Annotated in this window: 18 protein-coding genes; 12 read left to right on the forward strand and 6 right to left on the reverse strand. The window is 50.2% G+C overall.

Features of this window, described 5'->3' with window-relative positions; genetic code table 11:
• Position 1 precedes the first annotated feature (1 nt).
• The 7 genes from sapD to HMPREF3091_RS14120 all read left to right on the forward strand — a co-directional run bounded on the left by sapD (position 2) and on the right by HMPREF3091_RS14120 (position 7,542).
• Complete coding sequence (gene sapD, locus HMPREF3091_RS14090; protein ID WP_004093126.1) at positions 2–997, forward strand: putrescine export ABC transporter ATP-binding protein SapD; 996 nt, start codon at positions 2–4, stop codon at positions 995–997.
• Positions 994–1,806 (forward strand): putrescine export ABC transporter ATP-binding protein SapF, encoded by an 813-nt coding sequence (gene sapF, locus HMPREF3091_RS14095; RefSeq protein WP_004093125.1) that lies wholly within the window; start codon positions 994–996, stop codon positions 1,804–1,806. The genes sapD and sapF overlap by 4 nt, the downstream gene beginning before the upstream one ends.
• A 274-nt stretch (positions 1,807–2,080) precedes the next feature.
• Entirely contained in the window at positions 2,081–2,869 is a 789-nt protein-coding gene (fabI, locus tag HMPREF3091_RS14100) for an enoyl-ACP reductase FabI (RefSeq protein WP_035503461.1), read from the forward strand.
• 203 nt (positions 2,870–3,072) lie between these two features.
• The gene (locus HMPREF3091_RS14105) at positions 3,073–4,182 is read left to right on the forward strand and encodes a peroxidase (protein ID WP_070716523.1); all 1,110 of its coding nucleotides are present in this window, start codon (positions 3,073–3,075) and stop codon (positions 4,180–4,182) included.
• 139 nt (positions 4,183–4,321) lie between these two features.
• On the forward strand, positions 4,322–6,262 hold the full coding sequence (locus HMPREF3091_RS14110; RefSeq protein ID WP_070716526.1) for an exoribonuclease II: 1,941 nt from the start codon (positions 4,322–4,324) through the stop codon (positions 6,260–6,262).
• Positions 6,263–6,618: 356 nt separating this feature from the next.
• A complete protein-coding gene (locus tag HMPREF3091_RS14115) occupies positions 6,619–7,206 on the forward strand; it encodes an NAD(P)H-dependent oxidoreductase (RefSeq protein WP_070716527.1) in 588 nt (195 codons plus the stop codon).
• A 9-nt stretch (positions 7,207–7,215) separates the two neighbouring features.
• Positions 7,216–7,542 carry a putative quinol monooxygenase gene (locus HMPREF3091_RS14120; protein WP_070716529.1) on the forward strand — a complete coding sequence of 109 codons (327 nt, stop codon included), beginning with the start codon at positions 7,216–7,218 and terminating at the stop codon, positions 7,540–7,542.
• 163 nt (positions 7,543–7,705) lie between these two features.
• On the opposite strand, the gene pepT is transcribed toward HMPREF3091_RS14120, so the two are convergent.
• The gene (gene pepT, locus HMPREF3091_RS14125; protein WP_008813710.1) at positions 7,706–8,938 is read right to left on the reverse strand and encodes a peptidase T; all 1,233 of its coding nucleotides are present in this window, start codon (positions 8,936–8,938) and stop codon (positions 7,706–7,708) included.
• Positions 8,939–9,648: 710 nt separating this feature from the next.
• On the opposite strand from pepT, the gene potA reads away from it, so the two are divergent.
• From potA to potD, 5 genes are all read left to right on the forward strand, one after another.
• Positions 9,649–10,788: a spermidine/putrescine ABC transporter ATP-binding protein PotA gene (potA, locus tag HMPREF3091_RS14130; protein WP_004093112.1), complete on the forward strand. Its 1,140-nt coding sequence runs from the start codon at positions 9,649–9,651 to the stop codon at positions 10,786–10,788.
• Positions 10,772–11,632 carry a spermidine/putrescine ABC transporter permease PotB gene (gene potB, locus HMPREF3091_RS14135; protein WP_004093110.1) on the forward strand — a complete coding sequence of 287 codons (861 nt, stop codon included), beginning with the start codon at positions 10,772–10,774 and terminating at the stop codon, positions 11,630–11,632. The genes potA and potB overlap by 17 nt, the downstream gene beginning before the upstream one ends.
• Positions 11,629–12,414: a spermidine/putrescine ABC transporter permease PotC gene (gene potC, locus HMPREF3091_RS14140; protein ID WP_070716531.1), complete on the forward strand. Its 786-nt coding sequence runs from the start codon at positions 11,629–11,631 to the stop codon at positions 12,412–12,414. The genes potB and potC overlap by 4 nt, the downstream gene beginning before the upstream one ends.
• Before the next feature lie 270 nt (positions 12,415–12,684).
• Entirely contained in the window at positions 12,685–14,034 is a 1,350-nt protein-coding gene (gene cadB, locus HMPREF3091_RS14145) for a cadaverine/lysine antiporter (protein WP_004093103.1), read from the forward strand.
• 231 nt (positions 14,035–14,265) lie between these two features.
• Entirely contained in the window at positions 14,266–15,330 is a 1,065-nt protein-coding gene (potD, locus tag HMPREF3091_RS14150; protein WP_070716533.1) for a spermidine/putrescine ABC transporter substrate-binding protein PotD, read from the forward strand.
• Positions 15,331–15,449: 119 nt separating this feature from the next.
• Here the strand turns inward: potD and fbaB are convergent, their stop codons facing one another.
• From fbaB to lpoB, 5 genes are all read right to left on the reverse strand, one after another.
• Complete coding sequence (gene fbaB / locus HMPREF3091_RS14155) at positions 15,450–16,499, reverse strand: class I fructose-bisphosphate aldolase (protein ID WP_070716535.1); 1,050 nt, start codon at positions 16,497–16,499, stop codon at positions 15,450–15,452.
• Between the two features lie 359 nt (positions 16,500–16,858).
• Complete coding sequence (gene ycfP / locus HMPREF3091_RS14160; protein ID WP_070716536.1) at positions 16,859–17,401, reverse strand: alpha/beta hydrolase YcfP; 543 nt, start codon at positions 17,399–17,401, stop codon at positions 16,859–16,861.
• A 69-nt stretch (positions 17,402–17,470) separates the two neighbouring features.
• A complete protein-coding gene (gene nagZ, locus HMPREF3091_RS14165; RefSeq protein ID WP_008813717.1) occupies positions 17,471–18,490 on the reverse strand; it encodes a beta-N-acetylhexosaminidase in 1,020 nt (339 codons plus the stop codon).
• Between the two features lie 76 nt (positions 18,491–18,566).
• A complete protein-coding gene (locus HMPREF3091_RS14170; RefSeq protein ID WP_070716538.1) occupies positions 18,567–19,445 on the reverse strand; it encodes a phosphotransferase in 879 nt (292 codons plus the stop codon).
• Positions 19,446–19,449: 4 nt separating this feature from the next.
• A complete protein-coding gene (lpoB, locus tag HMPREF3091_RS14175; RefSeq protein ID WP_070716539.1) occupies positions 19,450–20,049 on the reverse strand; it encodes a penicillin-binding protein activator LpoB in 600 nt (199 codons plus the stop codon).
• Positions 20,050–20,058 lie beyond the last annotated feature (9 nt).

Below are 20,058 nucleotides of genomic sequence, written 5' to 3' on the forward strand. Positions count from 1 at the left end.
AATGCCGTTACTTGATATTCGTAACCTGACAATTGAATTTATGACTGCCGAAGGGCCGGTCAAAGCCGTCGATCGCGTGAGTCTTACGCTAACCGAAGGTGAAGTGCGCGGATTGGTGGGCGAATCCGGCTCAGGAAAAAGTCTGATTGCCAAAGCAATCTGCGGCGTCACCAAAGATAACTGGAAAGTAACCGCCGATCGTTTCCGCTTTGATGACATTGATTTACTGCGCCTGACGCCACGTCAGCGACGCCGCTTGGTCGGCCATAACGTGTCGATGATTTTTCAAGAGCCACAGTCCTGTTTGGATCCCTCTGAAAGCATTGGTAAACAGGTTATTCAGGCGATTCCCGGCTGGACCTACAAAGGTCGCTGGTGGCAACGATTCCACTGGCGCAAGCGTCGCGCCATTGAGCTGCTGCACCGCGTCGGCATTAAAGATCACAAAGATATCATGCGCAGTTTTCCGTATGAGCTTACCGAAGGCGAATGCCAGAAAGTGATGATCGCTATTGCTTTAGCAAACCAGCCGCGCTTGTTGATTGCTGACGAACCGACCAATGCGATGGAGCCCACCACTCAGGCACAAATTTTCCGCCTGCTGTCGCGCATGAATCAAAACAATAACACCACCATTTTGCTGATCAGTCATGACCTGCAAATGATGAGTAAATGGGCCGACCGCATCAACGTCATGTACTGCGGGCAAACGGTAGAAAGCGCCACCTGTGAAGAGATTTTGGTCACCCCACACCATCCTTATACGCAGGCGCTGATTCGTGCGATGCCAGATTTTGGCCGCGCATTGCCACATAAAAGCCGTCTCAATACGCTGCCGGGTGCCATTCCGTCGCTCGAGCATTTGCCTATTGGCTGTCGACTAGGACCGCGTTGTCCTTATGCGCAGAAAAAGTGCATTGAAACGCCGCCGTTGCGAACCGTTAAAGCGCATAAATTTGCCTGCCACTTCCCGCTCAACATGGAGGAGACGCAATGAGTACGCTACTGGAAGTGCATAATCTGCAAAAGACTTTCCGCTATCGCACCGGCTTGTTCCGCCGTCAGAATCTTGAAGCGGTTAAACCGGTAAGCTTTACGCTGCGAGAGGGACAAACGTTGGCCATCATCGGCGAGAATGGTTCGGGGAAATCGACGCTGGCAAAAATGCTTTCCGGTATGATTGAGCCCACCGCTGGCGACATCGTGATTGATGATAAACAGCTGCACTACGGTGATTTTCGCTATCGGAGCCAGCGCATCCGCATGATTTTTCAAGATCCGTCGACGTCGCTCAATCCTCGCCAGCGTATCGGTCAAATATTGGATGTGCCGCTCCGGTTAAACACGGAGCTAGATGCACCCGAACGCGAGCAACGCATCAATGAAACGCTGCGTCAGGTCGGCCTGCGTTCAGACCATGCTTACTACTACCCTCACATGCTGGCATCAGGACAGATTCAACGTATTGCGCTGGCGCGCGCGTTAATTTTACAGCCGCAGGTGATTGTGGCGGATGAAGCGCTGGCGTCGCTAGACATGTCGATGCGCTCGCAGATCATTAATTTGATGTTAGAACTACAACAAAAGCATGGTATCGCCTATATCTATGTGACTCAGCATTTAGGCATGATGAAACACATCAGCGATCAGGTGATGGTCATGCATCATGGTGAAGTGGTAGAACGCGGCAGCACTTCTGAAGTATTGGCTGCACCGCTGCATGAGCAGACTAAACGCTTAATCAATAGTCATTTTGGCGAGGCGTTAACGGCGGATGCATGGCGCCGCGACGGCGGAGTTTTCTAATCAGCTGTTTTAGCACCAATAACAGCCTAGAAATCAACCACTGATCCGAGCAGAGCATCAAAAGCATTCCACAGTGAATCAAGCGTGATAGAATCGCTCGGTTTAGTTTTATTAACACAAGTGCTGGACGGATTAACAAACGTGTTTCTTTTTGCACCACTCTGTTTTCCGCCGCATATAACAGTTTGCATTTAGTTCCCCGAATTCATTGAGGCTGCTTATGGCTGCAACGAGGATGAAGGGTAACGCAAACCAAGACTACAAGGATTATTGTATGGGTTTTCTTACCGGTAAGCGCATTCTGATCACTGGCGTAGCCAGTAAACTCTCCATTGCCTACGGTATCGCACAGGCTATGCACCGTGAAGGCGCTGAGCTGGCTTTCACCTACCAGAATGACAAACTGAAATCTCGCGTAGAAGAATTCGCCGCTCAGTTGGGTTCTAATCTGGTTCTGGCATGTGACGTAGCAGAAGACGAAAGCATCGATGCGATGTTTGCTGAGCTGGCAAAATCTTGGCCTAAATTCGACGGTTTCGTTCACTCCATTGGTTTCGCTCCAGGCGACCAGTTGGACGGCGACTATGTGAATGCGGTCACGCGCGACGGTTTCAAAATCGCTCACGACATCAGCTCTTACAGCTTCGTTGCGATGGCAAAAGCTTGCCGCACCATGCTGAATCCAGGCGCTGGTCTGCTGACTCTGTCCTATCTGGGTGCAGAGCGCGCTATCCCTAACTACAACGTTATGGGTCTGGCTAAAGCGTCTCTGGAAGCAAACGTACGCTATATGGCAAACGCCATGGGCCCTGAAGGCATCCGTGTTAACGGTATCTCCGCAGGTCCAATCCGCACTCTGGCTGCATCCGGTATCAAAAACTTCCGTAAAATGCTGGCACATTGCGAAGCCGTTACGCCTATTCGTCGCACCGTGACCATCGAAGATGTGGGTAACTCCGCAGCCTTCCTGTGCTCTCCACTGGCGGGCGGTATCTCCGGTGAAATCCTGCACGTTGATGGTGGCTTCAACATCGCGGCAATGAACGAGCTGGAACTGGATTAATTTCCTACCGTTTGTTCTGCACGACAAATCCCCGGCCTAGGCTGGGGATTTTTTTATGTTAGCTTCTCATCCCCTGCAGTTATTCCTTTTCAACCTAGCCTATTCCTTAACAATATTTCATCTGCCAACCACATTAAGCAAGGATAGTAGGCTGTTTCATAAAGGGTTCACCCTTTTTTCGTAAGATGCCTGAAGGATACACCATGGAGCGATCGACTTCGCCGCTTACGGTTTTTAGCTCACGCTCTTCCTCATCGCACGATGTGGATAATAGCCTGCCTCTGACTCAAGGGCGCTTTGCCCTGTTTGACCAACACACTGAACGTGAGGCTTATTTCCAGTTAGTGGGGGATGCCTATACCCAGCTATTAGGCGTAGCCCCTAACATCACACGCGAGCACTCGCTTTCACACTATGATCGCTTAAGCATTGCGCTCACTGTCGCGCAGGTTTCACAGGTGACGCCGTTGAGCACGTTCTACGCCAAACAGCTCGCCCCGCTGCACTGCCCGCATAACACGCGCGAGAGTAATCAGCGACTGGCGCAGATCACCGAACATGCACGGCTCTTGGCATGGGATCCTACCCGCAGCAGCAAGCAAAACCTGCGGGCGCTACGTGCCGTTAAGCTCTCTTACCCTGATATTGTGACTCTCTCGCAAATTATCGGTCTGGTATGCCTGCAAGCGAGACTCATTGCGGGAACATCTGCGCTCTCCGGTCATCCGCTCCCTTCCGAGCCGACGATATTTCCCCCTTTGGAGCTTAGTGCGTTACCCGCAGAATTATCTGCCGCATGGCGGCCTTGGCTGCCACTGGGTGTGGATGCTTCGCTGTCTCCCATTGCGGTATGCGGCGCTCCCTCAGGACTGGCCATCGCGCTGATGCTTATCAACATGCACAACGGCGAAGCGGCCGACGTGAGTACTCAGTTATTCACCGACGGATATAACTGTAGTGACCGCCTACGCCAGCCGCTACGCGAGTTGGCATTTTTAGTCAGCGCTCGACTGAACGGTTGTCGTCGCGGTAGTCAACATCATGCACGGCGCTATCTGTTGCTAAGTAAACATCGCTTACAAGCCGATGCCGTGTTGGCCGATCCTGTTAGTGCTATTGCCCAATGTAGCCGTCGCGAACGCGCTATTATTCAGGCCAGTATTACCCTTTCCCAAACGCCCTACCGATTCACTCCTGCACACGTCGCATCCTTGAGCCAATCAGGACTCACCCACGGCGAAATTCTTGAGCTCATTATTGCCCTTGCTACCGCGGCTTGGAGCCAGAGGTTACTTGTTTCGCTGGGGGAATGAACTGTTTTAGCAGAATCGCTGAACATTTCACCCACAGTCGAAACGGGGGCTTGCTCATAGGGGCTGATTCGCGTAAAAATGTGAACCGCCCTTGAGGTCACTCACTTCATCCACCTGCCGGAATCTACGTTTCAATACTATGTTTCAGGATAACCCGCTGCTCGCACAGCTTAAACAGCAACTGCATTCCCAGACTCCACGCGTTGAAGGCGTCGTAAAAGGGACCGACAAAGGCTTTGGCTTCTTGGAAGTTGACGCTCAGAAAAGCTATTTCATTCCGCCTCCGTACATGAAAAAAGTCATGCACGGTGACCGCGTTCTGGCTGCTGTTCACACTGAGAAAGATCGTGAAGTTGTTGAGCCGGAAGAGTTGGTTGAACCTTTCCTGACTCGCTTCGTTGGTCGTGTGCAGAAAAAAGACGGTGACAACCGACTGTCCATCATTCCTGATCATCCGTTACTCAAAGATGCCATCCCTTGCCGGGCTGACAACACGGTGACGCATGAATTTAAGCAAGGCGACTGGGTCGTTGCTGAAATGAATCGCCATCCACTGAAAGGCGATCGTACCTTCTTTGCCAATATCACCACCTACATCACCGACGGTGGCGATGATTTCGCGCCATGGTGGGTGACTCTCGCGCGCCACGGTCTGGATCGCAGTGCGCCTGAATGGTCTGGTAGCGAAATGCATGAAGAAGGTTTACAGCGTGAAGACCTCACCGCACTGCCGTTCGTCACCATCGATAGCGCCAGCACGGAAGATATGGATGATGCGCTGTATGTGCAGGAGACTGAAGAGGGTTCTCTGGCGCTGACAATCGCTATCGCCGATCCAACGGCTTATGTCGAGCAAGGTTCCGAGCTGGACAAAATCGCTCAGGTACGTGCATTCACCACTTACCTGCCCGGCTTTAATATCCCGATGTTGCCGCGCGATCTGTCAGATGACCTGTGCTCATTGCGCGCCAACGAACGTCGTCCAGCGTTGCTGTGCCGCGTAACCGTCGCGCAAGACGGTGCGATCTCTGACGATATCCGCTTCTTTGCCGGTTGGATTGAGTCCAAAGCGAAACTGGTCTACGACGAAGTTTCAGACTATCTGGAAGGCGTGGGTAGCTGGAAACCAGAGAACGCGCAGATTGAACAGCAGGTGCGTTTGCTGCATCGTTTAGCCGATTCGCGCTCAAACTGGCGCCAACAGCACGCATTGGTATTTAAAGACCGTCCTGATTACCGCTTTGTTTTAGGTGAGAAAGGCAGCGTGGTGGATATCATTGCCGAGCATCGCCGTGTAGCAAACCGTATCGTTGAAGAGTGCATGATCACCGCCAACGTCTGTGCTGCTATCGTCCTGCGCGATCGCTTGGGCTTTGGTGTCTATAATACCCATTCTGGTTTCGCCCCGGCGCTAGTTGAACAAGCCGTGAGCATTTTGCAAGCCAACGATGTGGCGGCTAATGCCGAAGCATTGCTGACGTTGCAAGGCTTCTGTGAGCTACGTCGCCATCTGGATTCGCTGCCGACGACGTTCCTTGATAGCCGTGTGCGGCGTTTCCAGACGTTTGCCGAAATCAGCACTGAGCCTGGCCCGCACTATGGCCTAGGTTTGGAGGCTTACGCGACCTGGACCTCGCCGATTCGTAAATACGGTGACATGGTCAATCATCGCTTGCTGAAGGCATTAATTGCCGACAAACCGGCTCAGCGCCCCGATGAATCTATCACGGTGCAAATGGCAGAACGCCGCCGCTTGAACCGTATGGCCGAGCGTGACGTCGGGGATTGGCTATATGCACGCTTCCTGAAAGACAAAGTTGATCCAGCAATTCACTTCAATGCTGAAATCATCGACATCTCTCGTGGCGGAATGCGCGTTCGTCTGGTTGATAATGGTGCAATAGCGTTTATCCCATCGTCCTTTATTCATGCTGTCCGCGACGAGTTGGTGTGCAGTCAAGAGACTGGCAGTGTACAGATTAAAGGTGAAACCGTGTATCAAACCGGTGATAACCTGCAGGTCTATCTGACAGAAGTTCGTATGGAAACCCGTAGCATTATTGCTAAACCTGTAGCGTAATGTGACGCCCCGCCCAATCCTCCGTGTGCAGGATTGGGCGGAATATTTTTCTCAGGGTTTATCCATTCTGATCCGTCCCAATCCGGTGCAAATTCTAAGCTGACTCAGCGCCCGTTGCTTCCCTATCCTGCTCTCTACGCTATTTCAGCGTCTGTTTGCTACCCACTCTCGCGCGGGTTGATGACGAGATTATTCCTATTCCCCTCTCAATTATTGACTGTTACGCAAAGGTGTTGTGATTCATATCACCTATTTTATAAAAATAAAGAGTGTGATAATTACTTCAGTCGCTAACGAATTTATTGAATAACAACACGGCGTCCATTTTTCACTGCGCCGCTTGAGGAGTTTGCATTATGAGCAAGATTTTCCTAATCAATGGTATGAAAGCTTTCGGTCACTCTAAAGGGCAACTGAATACCACGCTGCATGAAGTTGCCAAAGAAACGCTGTCTGCATTGGGTCATGAAGTGCGTGAAACCACTATCGATCACGGCTATGAAGTAGAGCAAGAAATTGAAAATTATCTGTGGGCCGACGTGGTGATTTATCAGATGCCAGGCTGGTGGATGGGTGAGCCGTGGATCGTGAAAAAATACATCGATGAAGTCTTCACTGAAGGTCACGGCCGCCTGTATGCCAGCGATGGTCGTACCCGTTCTGATGCCAGCAAAAAATATGGTTCAGGCGGTTTAATTCAGGGTAAGAAACATATGTTGTCTCTGACCTGGAACGCACCACAGGAAGCGTTTGACGATCCGGATCAGTTCTTCCACGGCCAAGGGGTTGACGGTTTGTACATGCATTTCCACAAAGCCAATGAATTCTTGGGTATGACCCGCCTGCCAACGTTCCTGTGTACCGACGTTATCAAGAATCCAAACGTTGAACACAATATCGCTTGTTACCGCGATCATTTAGCGACCGTTTTCGCTCAAAAATAAGGCATCGCCATGATTACCGTTATAGCTGAAATCAAAGTTCGATCTGGCCATCTCGATGAGATCGTTAAACGTTTTCAAGCCTTGCAGGCCGAAGTGTTAGCTGAAGAAGGTTGCTATCAGTACGCACCGTTGACTGACATGCTGCCAGCCATTGAGCCGCAAACCTTAGCACCAGATACCATTTTCATGCTTGAGCGTTGGGAATCTCATGCGCATTTAGATGCGCACCTGAAAACAGCGCATATGGTTCGCCACCATAAAGAAACGCAGGATCAGGTTGAATCCGTGACCCTGCGTATTTTGACCGATCGCTCAGCGATCTCTACCCAAAAATAATTCGAGTTGCATTGACCCGACAAGCGTTCGCTCGTGAGTCCCAAGGAGGGGAAGCATAACGAACGCAGCCAGCAAAATGCAGTTTGAACGATTCTGGGTATAACGATTTATTGCCGCTGTGTCTGTTTATTTTAGCCGCTGATTTTCAGCGGCTTTTTTGTTGCTAGCCTTTGGCTTTCAGCGCGGTCAACTCAGCAATGCGCATAATAACCGAAACGGCTTTTTCCATGCCTTCGAGCGTGATGAACTCGTGTTTGCCATGGAAATTATAGCCACCGGTAAACAGATTCGGACAAGGCAGGCCGCGGAATGAAAGCTGAGCACCATCTGTACCGCCGCGAATCGGACACATGATTGGCTCAATGCCAACATCGTGCATCGCCTGCTGCGCTAGCTCAATGATATGTGGATGTTTTGCCACTTCATCACGCATGTTGTAGTAGCTGTCATCCAACGTCACTTCAATATAGCAGTCGCGATGGAGACCTTTGCCCACCTTTTTGGCTATATCCATAATGGTTTTCTTACGTGCTTCAAAACCTTCACGGCTGAAATCACGCACGATGTAATGCATTTCGGCTTTCTCTACCGTGCCTTTCATCGAAGCCAAATGATAGAAGCCTTCATAGCCTTCGGTATTCTCAGGCGTTTGTTCCGGTGGTAATTCGTTATGGATACGTGCCGCCAGCGACAATGCATTCACCATCACGCCCTTTGCCGTTCCCGGATGCACGTTGTTGCCTACGATCTTGATAGTGACCGATGCGGCATTGAAATTCTCGCACTCCAATTCGCCCACGCCGCCGCCATCCACGGTGTATGCCCACTCCGCGTCAAAGGCCTCCACATCGAAAAACTGTGCGCCCTTACCCACTTCTTCATCCGGCGTAAATGCGATGCGGATATCACCATGAGGTACGTTATTGTGTTTAAGACGTAGCATCGCCGTCACGATTTCGGCAATCCCCGCTTTATCATCAGCCCCCAGCAACGTTTTACCATCGGTGGTGATCAGCGTCTGACCAAGCAACTGGTGCAATACAGGGAACATCACAGGCGACAGCACTTCGTCACCAATACCCAACGCAATATCTCCACCGCGATAGTTTTCGACGATTTGTGGATTAACATTTTTGCCACTGGCGTCAGGGGCCGTATCTAAATGGGAGATAAAACCGATCGTCGGCGCTTTCCAGCTAACGTTAGAGGGCAGCGTTGCCATCACGCACCCGTGATCGCTTAAGGTAACCTGTTCAAAGCCTAATTCGACTAATTCTGCTTTCAGCGCCCGTGCTAACTTCATCTGACCATCGGTACTCGGGACCTGACGAACGCCGGATTTTGACTGTGTGTCGAAAGAAACATAATTAAAAAAGCGGTCGAGTAAGTTATTCATAAAGTGTCTCGCAATAATTCATTATTCGTCACAGTCCGCATCATTCTTGCTGCAGGGGGGCAAAGAAGGAAGGACAAGTGCCGCGTAGGATAAATAATCGACTAGTGGGCGAGCCAAACAACGTCAAGCGTGGACTTTTGCAAGGCGATTGCACTGTAAAACCCTAAATCATTCGAGTTGCAGGAAGGCGGCAATTGAGTGAACCCCGATGAGCTTACTCTCGGTAAGTGATTCGGGTGAACGAGCGTAGCCAACGCGCATGCAGCTTGAAGTATGACGGGTATACATCTCATTATGGGAAAAACCCCTTGCCCTCATCATAGGTTTTACATTATGCGGAGGCGACAAAACTGAAATATTGCGTCAGGTCATTTTTAGCTGAAGTTAAACAAAGTAAAGAAAGTAAAGAAAGTAATACTGAATAAAAATAGCCGTTTCACAGGATTTTTGCCCCATTCGAGGTAAATTAGTGCATCATGGTGGCTGTAAGGCGGGAAAATCAGGATTTATTAGCGGGCTGGCTTTTAATTATAGTTCACACAGTCTATCATTCGCGCCTTAATTTTTGATTGGCGCCGCTGGTTTTGAGCTGCCTGACTCATTGATCTAGCTTGAGTCTACCTGCTCTTACCTTTCAGCGATGAAAGGGATAACAGTCTTTTCAGCGGCGGTTCTATCTGCAATTCACACCGGGATAGAGTAGCAAATAAATGACTGAGATATCCTCTCTAGGTTCTAACGCAGCATCACAGCCTGTTGTCCGTTTGGCAGGTATCCGCAAGTCTTTCGATGATAAAGATATCATCACTGACCTTGACCTCACGATTAATCATGGCGAGTTCTTGACCATTCTCGGCCCTTCTGGCTGCGGAAAAACCACCGTTTTGCGTCTTATTGCCGGTTTGGAAGACGTCGATGACGGTCGAGTGATTCTGGACGGTGAAGATATCACTCACCTCCCCGCTGAACAGCGACACGTAAACACCGTATTTCAAAGTTATGCGTTGTTTCCGCATATGACCGTGCTCGACAACGTCGCCTTTGGCCTACGTATGCAAAAAAGACCCGAGGCAGAAATTAAGCCGCGCGCTTTGGAAGCGTTACGCATGGTTCAGTTGGAAGAGTTTGCTCAGCGTCGTCCTCATCAGCTCTCTGGTGGTCAGCAACAGCGTGTCGCCATTGCGCGCGCGGTAGTAAATAAGCCAAGGGTGCTCCTGCTGGATGAGTCACTCTCCGCGTTGGATTACAAGCTACGTAAGCAGATGCAGAACGAGCTTAAAGCGTTACAGCGTAAGCTGGGGATTACCTTTATCTTTGTCACGCACGATCAGGAAGAAGCACTGACGATGTCCGACCGTATCGTGGTGATGCGCGACGGTAAAATCGAGCAGGACGGTACGCCGCGTGAGATTTATGAAGAGCCGAAAAATCTGTTTGTCGCCAGCTTCATCGGAGAAATCAACATATTCGATGCGGAAGTGCTGCACCGCGTTGATGAGCATCGCGTGAGGGCCAATGTTGAAGGTCGCGAGTGCAATATTTATGTGGATGCGGCAATGGAAGTCAGCCCTGGCGATAAACTGAACGTGTTACTTCGCCCTGAAGACGTGCGCGTTGAAGAAATACACCACGGTCAGCATGTCGATGGCATCATCGGCTATGTCCGCGAGCGTAACTATAAAGGTATGACGCTGGAATCAACCGTCGAACTGGAAAACGGCAAGATGGTGCTGGTCAGCGAGTTCTTTAATGAAGACGATCCCGATGTGGATCATTCACTGAATCAAAAAATGGCCGTGACTTGGGTCGAAAGCTGGGAGGTGGTGCTGGCTGATGAAGAAGTCGCGTAAGTATTTCCAGAATGTGGTGATCACCGGCGTGGTCGCTTGGCTGGTGCTATTCGTCTTTATGCCGAATCTGATGATTATCGCCACCAGCTTCCTAACGCGTGATGACGCTCATCTGGTCAAGATGGTGTTCTCTCTCGATAACTACACGCGTTTATTTGATCCGCTGTATGCCGAAGTGTTGTTGCACTCGCTCAATATGGCCGTCATCGCCACGCTATGTTGTTTGGTGATCGGGTATCCTTTTGCCTTTATTCTTGCTCGCCTACCCGAGAGAGTACGCCCTCTTCTGCTGTTTTTGCTGATTGTTCCATTCTGGACAAATTCACTCATACGTATTTATGGCCTGAAATTATTTCTCAGCACCCGTGGTTATCTGAACGAGTTTCTTTTGTGGACCGGAATTATCGATACGCCTTTACGGATTATGTATACACCAGAAGCGGTTATTCTGGGGCTGATTTATATCCTATTGCCGTTTATGGTGATGCCGCTCTATTCCAGTATTGAGAAACTCGATAAATCAGTGCTGGAGGCCGCACGTGATTTGGGGGCTAATAAGCTACAAACCTTTATTCGTATTATTATCCCATTAACCATGCCGGGGATTGTTGCAGGCTCATTGTTGGTCATGCTGCCATCATTGGGGCTGTTCTACGTCTCTGACCTGCTGGGCGGTGCGAAGAACCTCCTGATTGGCAACGTGATAAAAAGCCAGTTCCTAAATATCCGCGACTGGCCCTTCGGCGCGGCGACCAGCATATGTTTAACGCTGGTGATGGGAATTCTGCTGTATATCTATTATCGCGTCGGGAAATTAATGAATAAAAAGGTGGAACTGGAATGATCGGACGCCTGCTGCGCGGTGGATTTATGTCCATCGTCTATGCCTATTTATATATTCCTATTATTATTCTGATCGCTAACTCGTTTAATAGCTCTCGTTTTGGCATCAATTGGAAGGGATTCACCTTCGATTGGTACAGCACGTTGATGAACAATGACAGCTTGCTGCAGGCCGCAGGTCATTCGATCACGATGGCGGTGCTCTCTGCCACCTTTGCGACGCTGATCGGCTCACTGACCGCCGTAGCGCTGTTCCGCTATCGCTTCCGCGGCAAACCTTTTGTCAGCGGAATGCTATTCGTTGTGATGATGTCACCGGATATCGTGATGGCGATTTCGCTGCTGGTGCTGTTCATGCTACTGGGGGTTTCTTTAGGCTTTTGGTCACTGCTGTTCTCGCATATCACCTTCTGCCTGCCCTTTGTCGTGGTCACCGTATATTCACGCCTAAAGGGTTTTGACGTGCGTATGCTGGAGGCGGCCAAAGATCTTGGCGCTAGCGAAGTCATTATTCTGCACAAAATTCTTTTGCCGCTCGCCATGCCTGCTGTCGCAGCTGGCTGGTTACTGAGCTTCACGCTATCCATGGATGATGTGGTTGTTTCCTCATTTGTGACCGGCCCAAGCTATGAAATTTTACCCTTGAAAATCTACTCAATGGTGAAAGTGGGCGTCTCTCCAGAGGTCAACGCGCTGGCAACCATCCTGCTAGTATTATCGCTGGTTCTGGTACTAGGGAGTCAGTTCATACTGCGCGACAGGACGGCATCCAAGCCACTTTAATTAAGAATACTGATTCAACATGAAAGGCGCCCAGAGCGCCTTTTTTGCATTCCTGTGCTAGCTTTAGTGCAAGACAACTCGGTTTACATTGTTCATTACAACATCGGTTGTGACTCAAAACTGTTTTAGCTCAATGCATTGTCGTTAACCCATTTGCAAATGTGATACGTGTCTCAATTTGTCATATAATTCTCACCCAGGGATTTTCAATATCAAACGACAGCGTGCCGTGAGGGAACATAGCTAAATGCTGATGTTAACGGGGCTAAAATGGCGTCTTCTAAAAAAATCGGGCTGATAGCGTGTACCGGTATCGTCGCAGGTAACATGATGGGGAGCGGTATCGCCCTCCTACCTGCGAACCTCGCCAAAATTGGTTCTATCGCTCTCTTCGGATGGTTTATTACATTGATCGGTGCCATGTCATTGGCATATGTGTTTGCACGTTTAACCACGCGCGATCCACAGGTTGGCGGACCTATCGCCTATGCTGGCCGTTTAGGCCCCGCATTTGGCTTCCAAACCGCCGTGCTGTACTACCATGCTAACTGGATAGGTAATCTCGCCGACTGTCTTGCCGGTGTCGCCTATCTTTCGGTCTTCTTCCCCGCGCTTAATCAGCCGATCCCTGCTGGTATTGCCAGTATCGTCATTATCTGGATTATGGCGTTGGTGAACATGATGGGAGGCAACTGGGTGAGTCGCTTGACCACGCTGGGACTGATCCTCGTCCTCGTTCCCGTCATTGGTACCGCCGTCGCCGGCTGGCATTGGTTTGACCCTACGCTGTATCAGGCGAACTGGAATACCTCCGGCCAAGCGGACAGCAAAGCGATTATGCACAGCATCCTGATTTGCCTATGGGCGTTTGTCGGCGTGGAATCCGCGGCCGTCAGTTCGGGTCTGGTGAAAAACCCGCAGCGCACCGTTCCTATCGCAACCATGCTGGGTACCGCATTAGCTGGGATTGTGTATATTCTGGCAACACAGGTCATGAGCGGGATGTTCCCAGCTGAAGTGATGTCGAAAACCGGTGCGCCTTTCGCCGCCAGTACCTCGATGATGATTGGCTCATGGGCTGCGCCAGTGGTATCTGCCTTTACCGCATTTGCCTGTTTGGCAGCGCTGGGCTCGTGGATGATGTTGGTCGGTCAGGCCGGTGTTCGCGCTGCGCGCGACGGAAACTTCCCTAAAATATACGGCGAAGTGGATAGCCACGGCGTGCCGCGTAAAGGCATCATCCTCTCGGCCATAAAAATGACGTTGTTGATGGCATTCATGACCTTCATGAGTGCGAAAGGCAGCAACTCTTCCGATATTTTTGGCGAGCTTATTGGCATCGCGGTTCTGCTGACCATGCTGCCGTATTTCTACTCCTGCGTGGCGTTAATTCGTATGGAAGGAGCATCGCTGAAAAATATCGTCAGCGTTATGGCAGCGACATTAGGCTGTATTTTCTGCTTCGTCGCATTGTCTGGGGCAGAAAATATTAAGCTGACGGCAACCTTTATTATCAGCTTAAGCATTTTGATGTTCTATGCCCGTAAACAAGGGGAACATGAGAAAGCCTATGCGATCCAACAAAAGCAAAATCCACCGCCAGACGATCGGCTAGGCTAAATTGACATCTGTCTGCCGCCAATGGGATGCATTGGCGGCGGAAACCCATTTATTTGCCACGGCCCGTAAAACCTAATCCATCCCCTTGCTTTACCCCACGCCCCCCCGCTCCTATAATGGCCGCCCTGATGGTACAACTCCCGCGAAAACATGTGTTCTTGTCGAAGTGTTCCATGCAGGACCCATAGAGATTTTCTCTTTATTTCGACCTTCACTATAGGGATACGCTGAATGAAAAAGTGGTCACCTCTGGTAGCCGCAGGTTTGTTGGCTTTGGGAGTTAATGCCGCAATCGCTGCCGATGCGCCGAAAACGGAAAATGACAATAATACTGTCTATTTCTATAACTGGACTGAATATGTGCCGCCGGGACTGTTAGAGCAGTTCACCAAGGAAACCGGCATCAAGGTGATTTATTCCACCTACGAGTCCAATGAAACCATGTATGCCAAGCTGAAGACGTATAAAAGTGGTGCATACGATCTGGTGGTTCCTTCCACTTATTTTGTTTCCAAAATGAGTAAAGAAGGCATGCTGCAAAAGATCGACAAATCTAAGCTAAGCAACTTCCATAATCTGGACCCGAATCTGCTGCACAAGCCTTTCGACCCAGAGAATGACTACTCCATTCCCTATATCTGGGGTGCAACCGCGATTGGTGTTAACTCGGATGCCATCGATCCTAAAAGCGTCACCAGTTGGGCTGACCTATGGAAGCCAGAATATAAAGGTAGCTTGCTGCTCACCGACGATGCACGCGAAGTTTTCCAAATGGCTCTGCTGAAACTGGGATACTCAGGTAACACCACTGACCCTAAACAGATCGAAGCGGCTTATGAAGAGCTGAAAAAGCTGATGCCAAACGTGCTGGCTTTTAACTCTGATAACCCTGCTAACCCCTACATGGAAGGCGAAGTCAATCTGGGGATGGTCTGGAATGGCTCGGCATACGTTGCACGTGAAGCTGGTACGCCGCTAGAGGTGATTTGGCCGAAAGAAGGCGGGATTTTCTGGATGGACAGCCTATCTATTCCCGCTAACGCGAAGAATCCTGAAGGTGCCTTGAAGCTGATTAACTTCCTGCTTCGCCCTGATATTGCGGTACAGGTTGCCAAAACTATCGGCTATCCAACACCGAACTTAGCGGCTCAGAAGATGCTGCCAGCATCCATCTCTGGCGATAAATCACTCTACCCTGATGCTGACACCATCGCTCATGGTGAGTGGCAAAACGACGTGGGTAGCGCCAGCGAAATTTATGAGAACTACTTCCAGAAGCTGAAGGCAGGCCGCTAAAGCATCTTCATCACCTTTTGCCCTCAGTCCATCATAAAGCGGGCCCAGTCGTTCTGACTGAGCCCGCTTTTTTTAGCCTATTTTTCTAAGCCAACTATTCTCAGCCACCTCGCTTTCGGTTAAGCGATAGTCACCTTCTTATCTAAATACACGTCCTGCACCGCGTTGATTAACGCGACGCCATCCTTCATCGATTTTTTGAACGCTTTACGTCCCAAAATCAACCCCATGCCACCGGCACGTTTATTGATCACCGCGGTTCGCACCGATTCTTGAATGTCATTTTCACCAGCAGCACCGCCGGAGTTAATTAAACCGGCACGCCCCATATAGCAATTCGCCAACTGATAGCGCACCAGATCGATTGGATGGTCGGTGGTGAGTTTGGTATACACTCGCTCATCGGTATAGCCAAATTTAACGGCTTTATAGCCACCGTTATTTTCAGCCATTTTTTGCTTCACAATATCGGCCCCAATCGTTGCGGCCAAATGGTTAGCCTGCCCAGTTAAATCGGCGCTAGAGTGGTAATCTACGCCATCTTTAACAAATGCTGGATTTCGCAGGTAAGCCCATAGCACCGTAACCATGCCCAACTCATGCGCACGTTCAAAAGCCGCTGAGATTTCTTCAATTTGGCGGCGTGACTCTGCTGAACCAAAATAAATCGTTGCCCCTACGGCCTGAGCACCCAGATTAAACGCCTGTTCTACGCTGGCATACAGAGTCTGATCATACTGCGTTGGATAGCTTAACGTTTCGTTGTGGTTCAGTTTGACCAAGAAAGGAATTTTATGTGCATAGCGACGCGAAACCGCGGCTAATACGCCGTAGGTTGACGCCACGCAGTTACAGCCAGCCTGAATAGCCAGCTCGACAATATTCTTTGGATCGAAATAGAGCGGGTTAGCTGCAAAGGAAGCCCCAGCAGAGTGTTCCACGCCCTGATCGACAGGTAGGATAGAAAGATAACCCGTACCCGCTAAGCGCCCTGTGTTATACAGATTTTGCATGGCGGCGAGCACTCGCGGCGAGCGGTTATTGTCGATCATCACACGATCAACAAAATCGGCACCGGGGAGATAGAGCTGGTCTGATGGAATAGTCGTGCAGCGATGTTCGAGCAGGGAATTGGCTTCTTTACCTAATAATTTAGCGATATCAGTCATAACTAACTCCGTCTTGGCTCTGGGCATCAGCTCAGAGCAATGAGTAAAATTATCTATCACTTACTTAACAACAAGACTTACAAGATACGCGTATCCGCCCAAGCGGACTAAAACGAACGGTCATAATCATAAGCCACAAGCGCGTGAAACGCCGACGCAGACATCTCGTGGTAGCCAAAAGGATACAACGTCACCCTGTCTTTTGGCCCGAGATGGCTGACATTCACCATAGCAAATTAATCCAGCTCACTTTTAGGCCAGCATGCTTAAACTATTCACCAGACAAAAGGATGAGATAAAAAAAGCTTCAACAGAATGCTGAAGCTGGATGTGAAACGCCTAAATTCTCACGGTCTTACTTAAGACACCGTTTTAAACGCCCGAATTTTTTGCAGATGCTGCGACAGGCTTTTAAATTTGTGCGTCTGCTGTTCGTCCCACACAATTTCATAGAAAGGCTGCAGGTGCTCTGCGCTACGTTGGCTATTTAGCACTTCATCGTGACGAGAAAGCACCGCCAAACAGCGCTCGCGATTTTTTTCCCGAAAGTTCTCCACGCACTTGGTCGCAATATCTAAATACTCTTCAGGCCGATCAATCTTACCCATCATATTTTCTTGCGGGAACAGATTCGGGTTAAACATCACCTGACGAATACCGCATAAATAGCCGATGCGTTCTGCCCAGAAACCGCCAAGGCCTACGCCGCAAATCAGCGCATGATTATCGCCAGCCTGCTGCACAACTTTATCCACATCTTTCAGCAGGTGCTGCATATCGTGGCGCGGGTGTCGAGTACTGTAGCTAATCAAACGCACATCGGGATCGATGAACTGCAGCTGCATCACTTTTTCGTGATTACCTGGACTGGTGGAATCAAAACCGTGAAGATAAATAATCATGTTCTCACTGCTCCCAAACAGCGGCTAACGTCATGCCGCCTTGCGTTATTGTGATTTAAGCGCCGGTATTTATGCTTTGCTGTCCACCCAACGCTGATGAAGCTGCTCTAATTCTTGATGCGCCGCTTTCCAGCGCGGTGAAGCCATCAGCTCTTCACGCGTTAATTTACCATTATGATACAGCGAGCTAACACGCTCTGCGGTGATCGGTGCCAAATTATCCAACACGCTGACGGCACCCTCTCGGTGATTGCACACCAAAATCATGTCGCAGCCCGCGTCTAGCGAAGCCTGACCACGCTCTGCGTAGCTCCCCATGACAGCAGCACCTTCCATCGACAAATCGTCAGAGAAGATCACGCCGTTAAAGCCTAGCTGTTGGCGTAATACCTGCTTTAGCCAGTATGGAGAACCGCTTGCAGGGCGCGCATCGGCCTGCGGATAAATCACATGAGCGGGCATTACGGCGTCCAGTTTACCGCGCGAATTCAGCTGGTTAAAAATAACCATATCATGATTAATGATTTCTTCCAGCGGACGAGGGTCAATTGGCGTTTCTTTATGCGAATCGGCGGTCACTGCACCGTGACCGGGGAAATGTTTGCCGGTGGTTTTCATGCCTGCTTCATGCATACCATCAATAAAACTTTCCGCCATACGCACTGCGATTTCTGGCTTTTCATGGAACGAGCGTTCGCCAATCGCCGCGCTGCCGTGGCCTAAATCCAGCACCGGTGCAAAGCTGATATCGATATCCATGGCTATCATTTCGCAAGCCATGAGCCACCCCGCTTCTTGGGCTAATCTGCGCCCTTCGGCATCGCTATTTAACGCAGCAAAAGACTGAGCCGCGGGTAAACGGGTGAACCCCTCACGGAAACGCTGAACGCGGCCTCCCTCCTGATCGACGGCAATCACTAGGTGATTACGCGATGCAGCGCGGATTTGGCGTACCAGCTCACGAAGCTGTTGCGCATCATGGAAATTACGGGTGAATAGAATTAATCCCCCGACCAGCGGATGCTGCAAAATCTCACGTTCTTCGGCATCCAACTCATAGGCTGCCACATCCAACATTACTGGACCCACAAGGAATCTCCTTATCAATTTAACTTTGCGGCGCGCATTGACGCCTTCGCTATGTTGTCACGTGCGGCGTTACTGGCTAGCATCCCGCTTCTCTCTGAGCGAGCAACTGTGATAGCAACAGATTGGCGGCCTCACGAAATGAATTCTGTTTTGATTGCTGCCAGCGCACTTCATACCATAACCACGCCATATAATCGACGCGGGGTAACCAGCATTGAACATGTTGTTGCAATTTTTCTATGTCTGCGTAACCGCCTGCCCGCACATACAAATCGGTAAAATAGCGCTGCTGCGGTTCCCCCCAGCCGAAACTACGATACATCGCCGCCAGATCCAACGCGATATCACCTACCGCGGCATATTCCCAATCGATAAGGCGCAGCCCACTGGATGTTTGAATGATATTTCCCGGATGGATATCCATATGCAGTAGCGCGAATTTAAGCGGCATAGGTAACGCACGCGACTGCCAATATTGATGAATGCTGAGCGCTTGCGGAGTGAAACCGTGAGGTGAACTTAACTGATAATAACGCTGGCAATGACGGTGAAAATCGCGTGCTTGGCCCGTTGGCTTAAGCCGATGTAACGCCACTATTTTTTCTGCTAACGCTGGCAGATGAGAAAAGCAATTGGTATCAGTGAGTGCTTGGCCGTGAATCCATTCGGTAATCAACCAGCCAGCGTCAATGCCTAAGCTCAGTGGCGCAATAGCGGCATCAGCGGCTAACCTCAGCGCACGTGATTCACGCTTGCGATTGATACCTAGCTGTGTTTTTTGTTGCGTTTGTGGACGCAGCAGATAGGCATGGCCCTCGGGCGTTGAAACTTTCCAGTTAATGCCGGTCAGCCCTTCAACTTGAGATATTTGCCACTCTTGTGGGTCAACCAACGAAAAACGGCGGGCCAGAACGGCCCGCACGGAAGTCAGTGATGATTCAAACACGTTCGACATAGGCTCAACGAGTCACTACCCCATTACCCGACCAAATGATTTCGCCGGTTTGAACCAACATCAGCTGCATCGCAATTTTGGGTGATTGCACATCGCCGTCTACCGCGCTATACAGCACATACTGTGCATTAACGATACGCGCCAGACCAATCGCCTTACGGCGTGAACCTAAACTATCTTCTGCGGATAACCCTAACGACTGTTTAGCACTAGTCACTTGGTTAGCTGGAACCAGCGTGAATTTATTGCCCTGCTGCAGCGCCTTTTTCAGCTCCGCGGTCGCGTTGGATACCTGAATACTTCCGTTAGTTTGGTTTTGTACGTTGTCGACTAACAATACGCTACCCGCAGTCACATCCGGTGAGCCCAGCATCTGATTAATCAGCGGCGTTAAGCTTGCGTTCCAGTTAAAGCTCTGCACCTTCGGCGGCGTTGGTACGGTGGTAACCGGTGGCTGTTCTACCGGCGTAGTGGGCGCGGTGACAGGAGGCTGAGTTTGCGTTGGTTGCTCCGGTTCGGTCGTTGTTTCACTGCCCTGCTTTGTCGGGAGTTGACAGCCCGCCAGCAGCAACGCGGCAAACGCCACAGATAAAAACTTTTTCATCATCCCTCT

The sequence above is a fragment of the Hafnia sp. HMSC23F03 genome, assembly GCF_001816025.1.
GTDB lineage: Bacteria > Pseudomonadota > Gammaproteobacteria > Enterobacterales > Enterobacteriaceae > Hafnia > Hafnia paralvei.

Excerpts from the sequence above, each read along its gene's own strand:
- sapD (WP_004093126.1), top strand. The coding sequence starts at position 2 with ATGCCGTTACTTGATATTCGTAACCTGACAATTGAATTTATGACTGCC.
- sapF (WP_004093125.1), top strand. The coding sequence starts at position 994 with ATGAGTACGCTACTGGAAGTGCATAATCTGCAAAAGACTTTCCGCTAT.
- fabI (WP_035503461.1), top strand. The coding sequence starts at position 2,081 with ATGGGTTTTCTTACCGGTAAGCGCATTCTGATCACTGGCGTAGCCAGT.
- HMPREF3091_RS14105 (WP_070716523.1), top strand. The coding sequence starts at position 3,073 with ATGGAGCGATCGACTTCGCCGCTTACGGTTTTTAGCTCACGCTCTTCC.
- HMPREF3091_RS14110 (WP_070716526.1), top strand. The coding sequence starts at position 4,322 with ATGTTTCAGGATAACCCGCTGCTCGCACAGCTTAAACAGCAACTGCAT.
- HMPREF3091_RS14115 (WP_070716527.1), top strand. The coding sequence starts at position 6,619 with ATGAGCAAGATTTTCCTAATCAATGGTATGAAAGCTTTCGGTCACTCT.
- HMPREF3091_RS14120 (WP_070716529.1), top strand. The coding sequence starts at position 7,216 with ATGATTACCGTTATAGCTGAAATCAAAGTTCGATCTGGCCATCTCGAT.
- pepT (WP_008813710.1), bottom strand. The coding sequence starts at position 8,938 with ATGAATAACTTACTCGACCGCTTTTTTAATTATGTTTCTTTCGACACA.
- potA (WP_004093112.1), top strand. The coding sequence starts at position 9,649 with ATGACTGAGATATCCTCTCTAGGTTCTAACGCAGCATCACAGCCTGTT.
- potB (WP_004093110.1), top strand. The coding sequence starts at position 10,772 with ATGAAGAAGTCGCGTAAGTATTTCCAGAATGTGGTGATCACCGGCGTG.
- potC (WP_070716531.1), top strand. The coding sequence starts at position 11,629 with ATGATCGGACGCCTGCTGCGCGGTGGATTTATGTCCATCGTCTATGCC.
- cadB (WP_004093103.1), top strand. The coding sequence starts at position 12,685 with ATGGCGTCTTCTAAAAAAATCGGGCTGATAGCGTGTACCGGTATCGTC.
- potD (WP_070716533.1), top strand. The coding sequence starts at position 14,266 with ATGAAAAAGTGGTCACCTCTGGTAGCCGCAGGTTTGTTGGCTTTGGGA.
- fbaB (WP_070716535.1), bottom strand. The coding sequence starts at position 16,499 with ATGACTGATATCGCTAAATTATTAGGTAAAGAAGCCAATTCCCTGCTC.
- ycfP (WP_070716536.1), bottom strand. The coding sequence starts at position 17,401 with ATGATTATTTATCTTCACGGTTTTGATTCCACCAGTCCAGGTAATCAC.
- HMPREF3091_RS14170 (WP_070716538.1), bottom strand. The coding sequence starts at position 19,445 with ATGTCGAACGTGTTTGAATCATCACTGACTTCCGTGCGGGCCGTTCTG.
- lpoB (WP_070716539.1), bottom strand. The coding sequence starts at position 20,049 with ATGAAAAAGTTTTTATCTGTGGCGTTTGCCGCGTTGCTGCTGGCGGGC.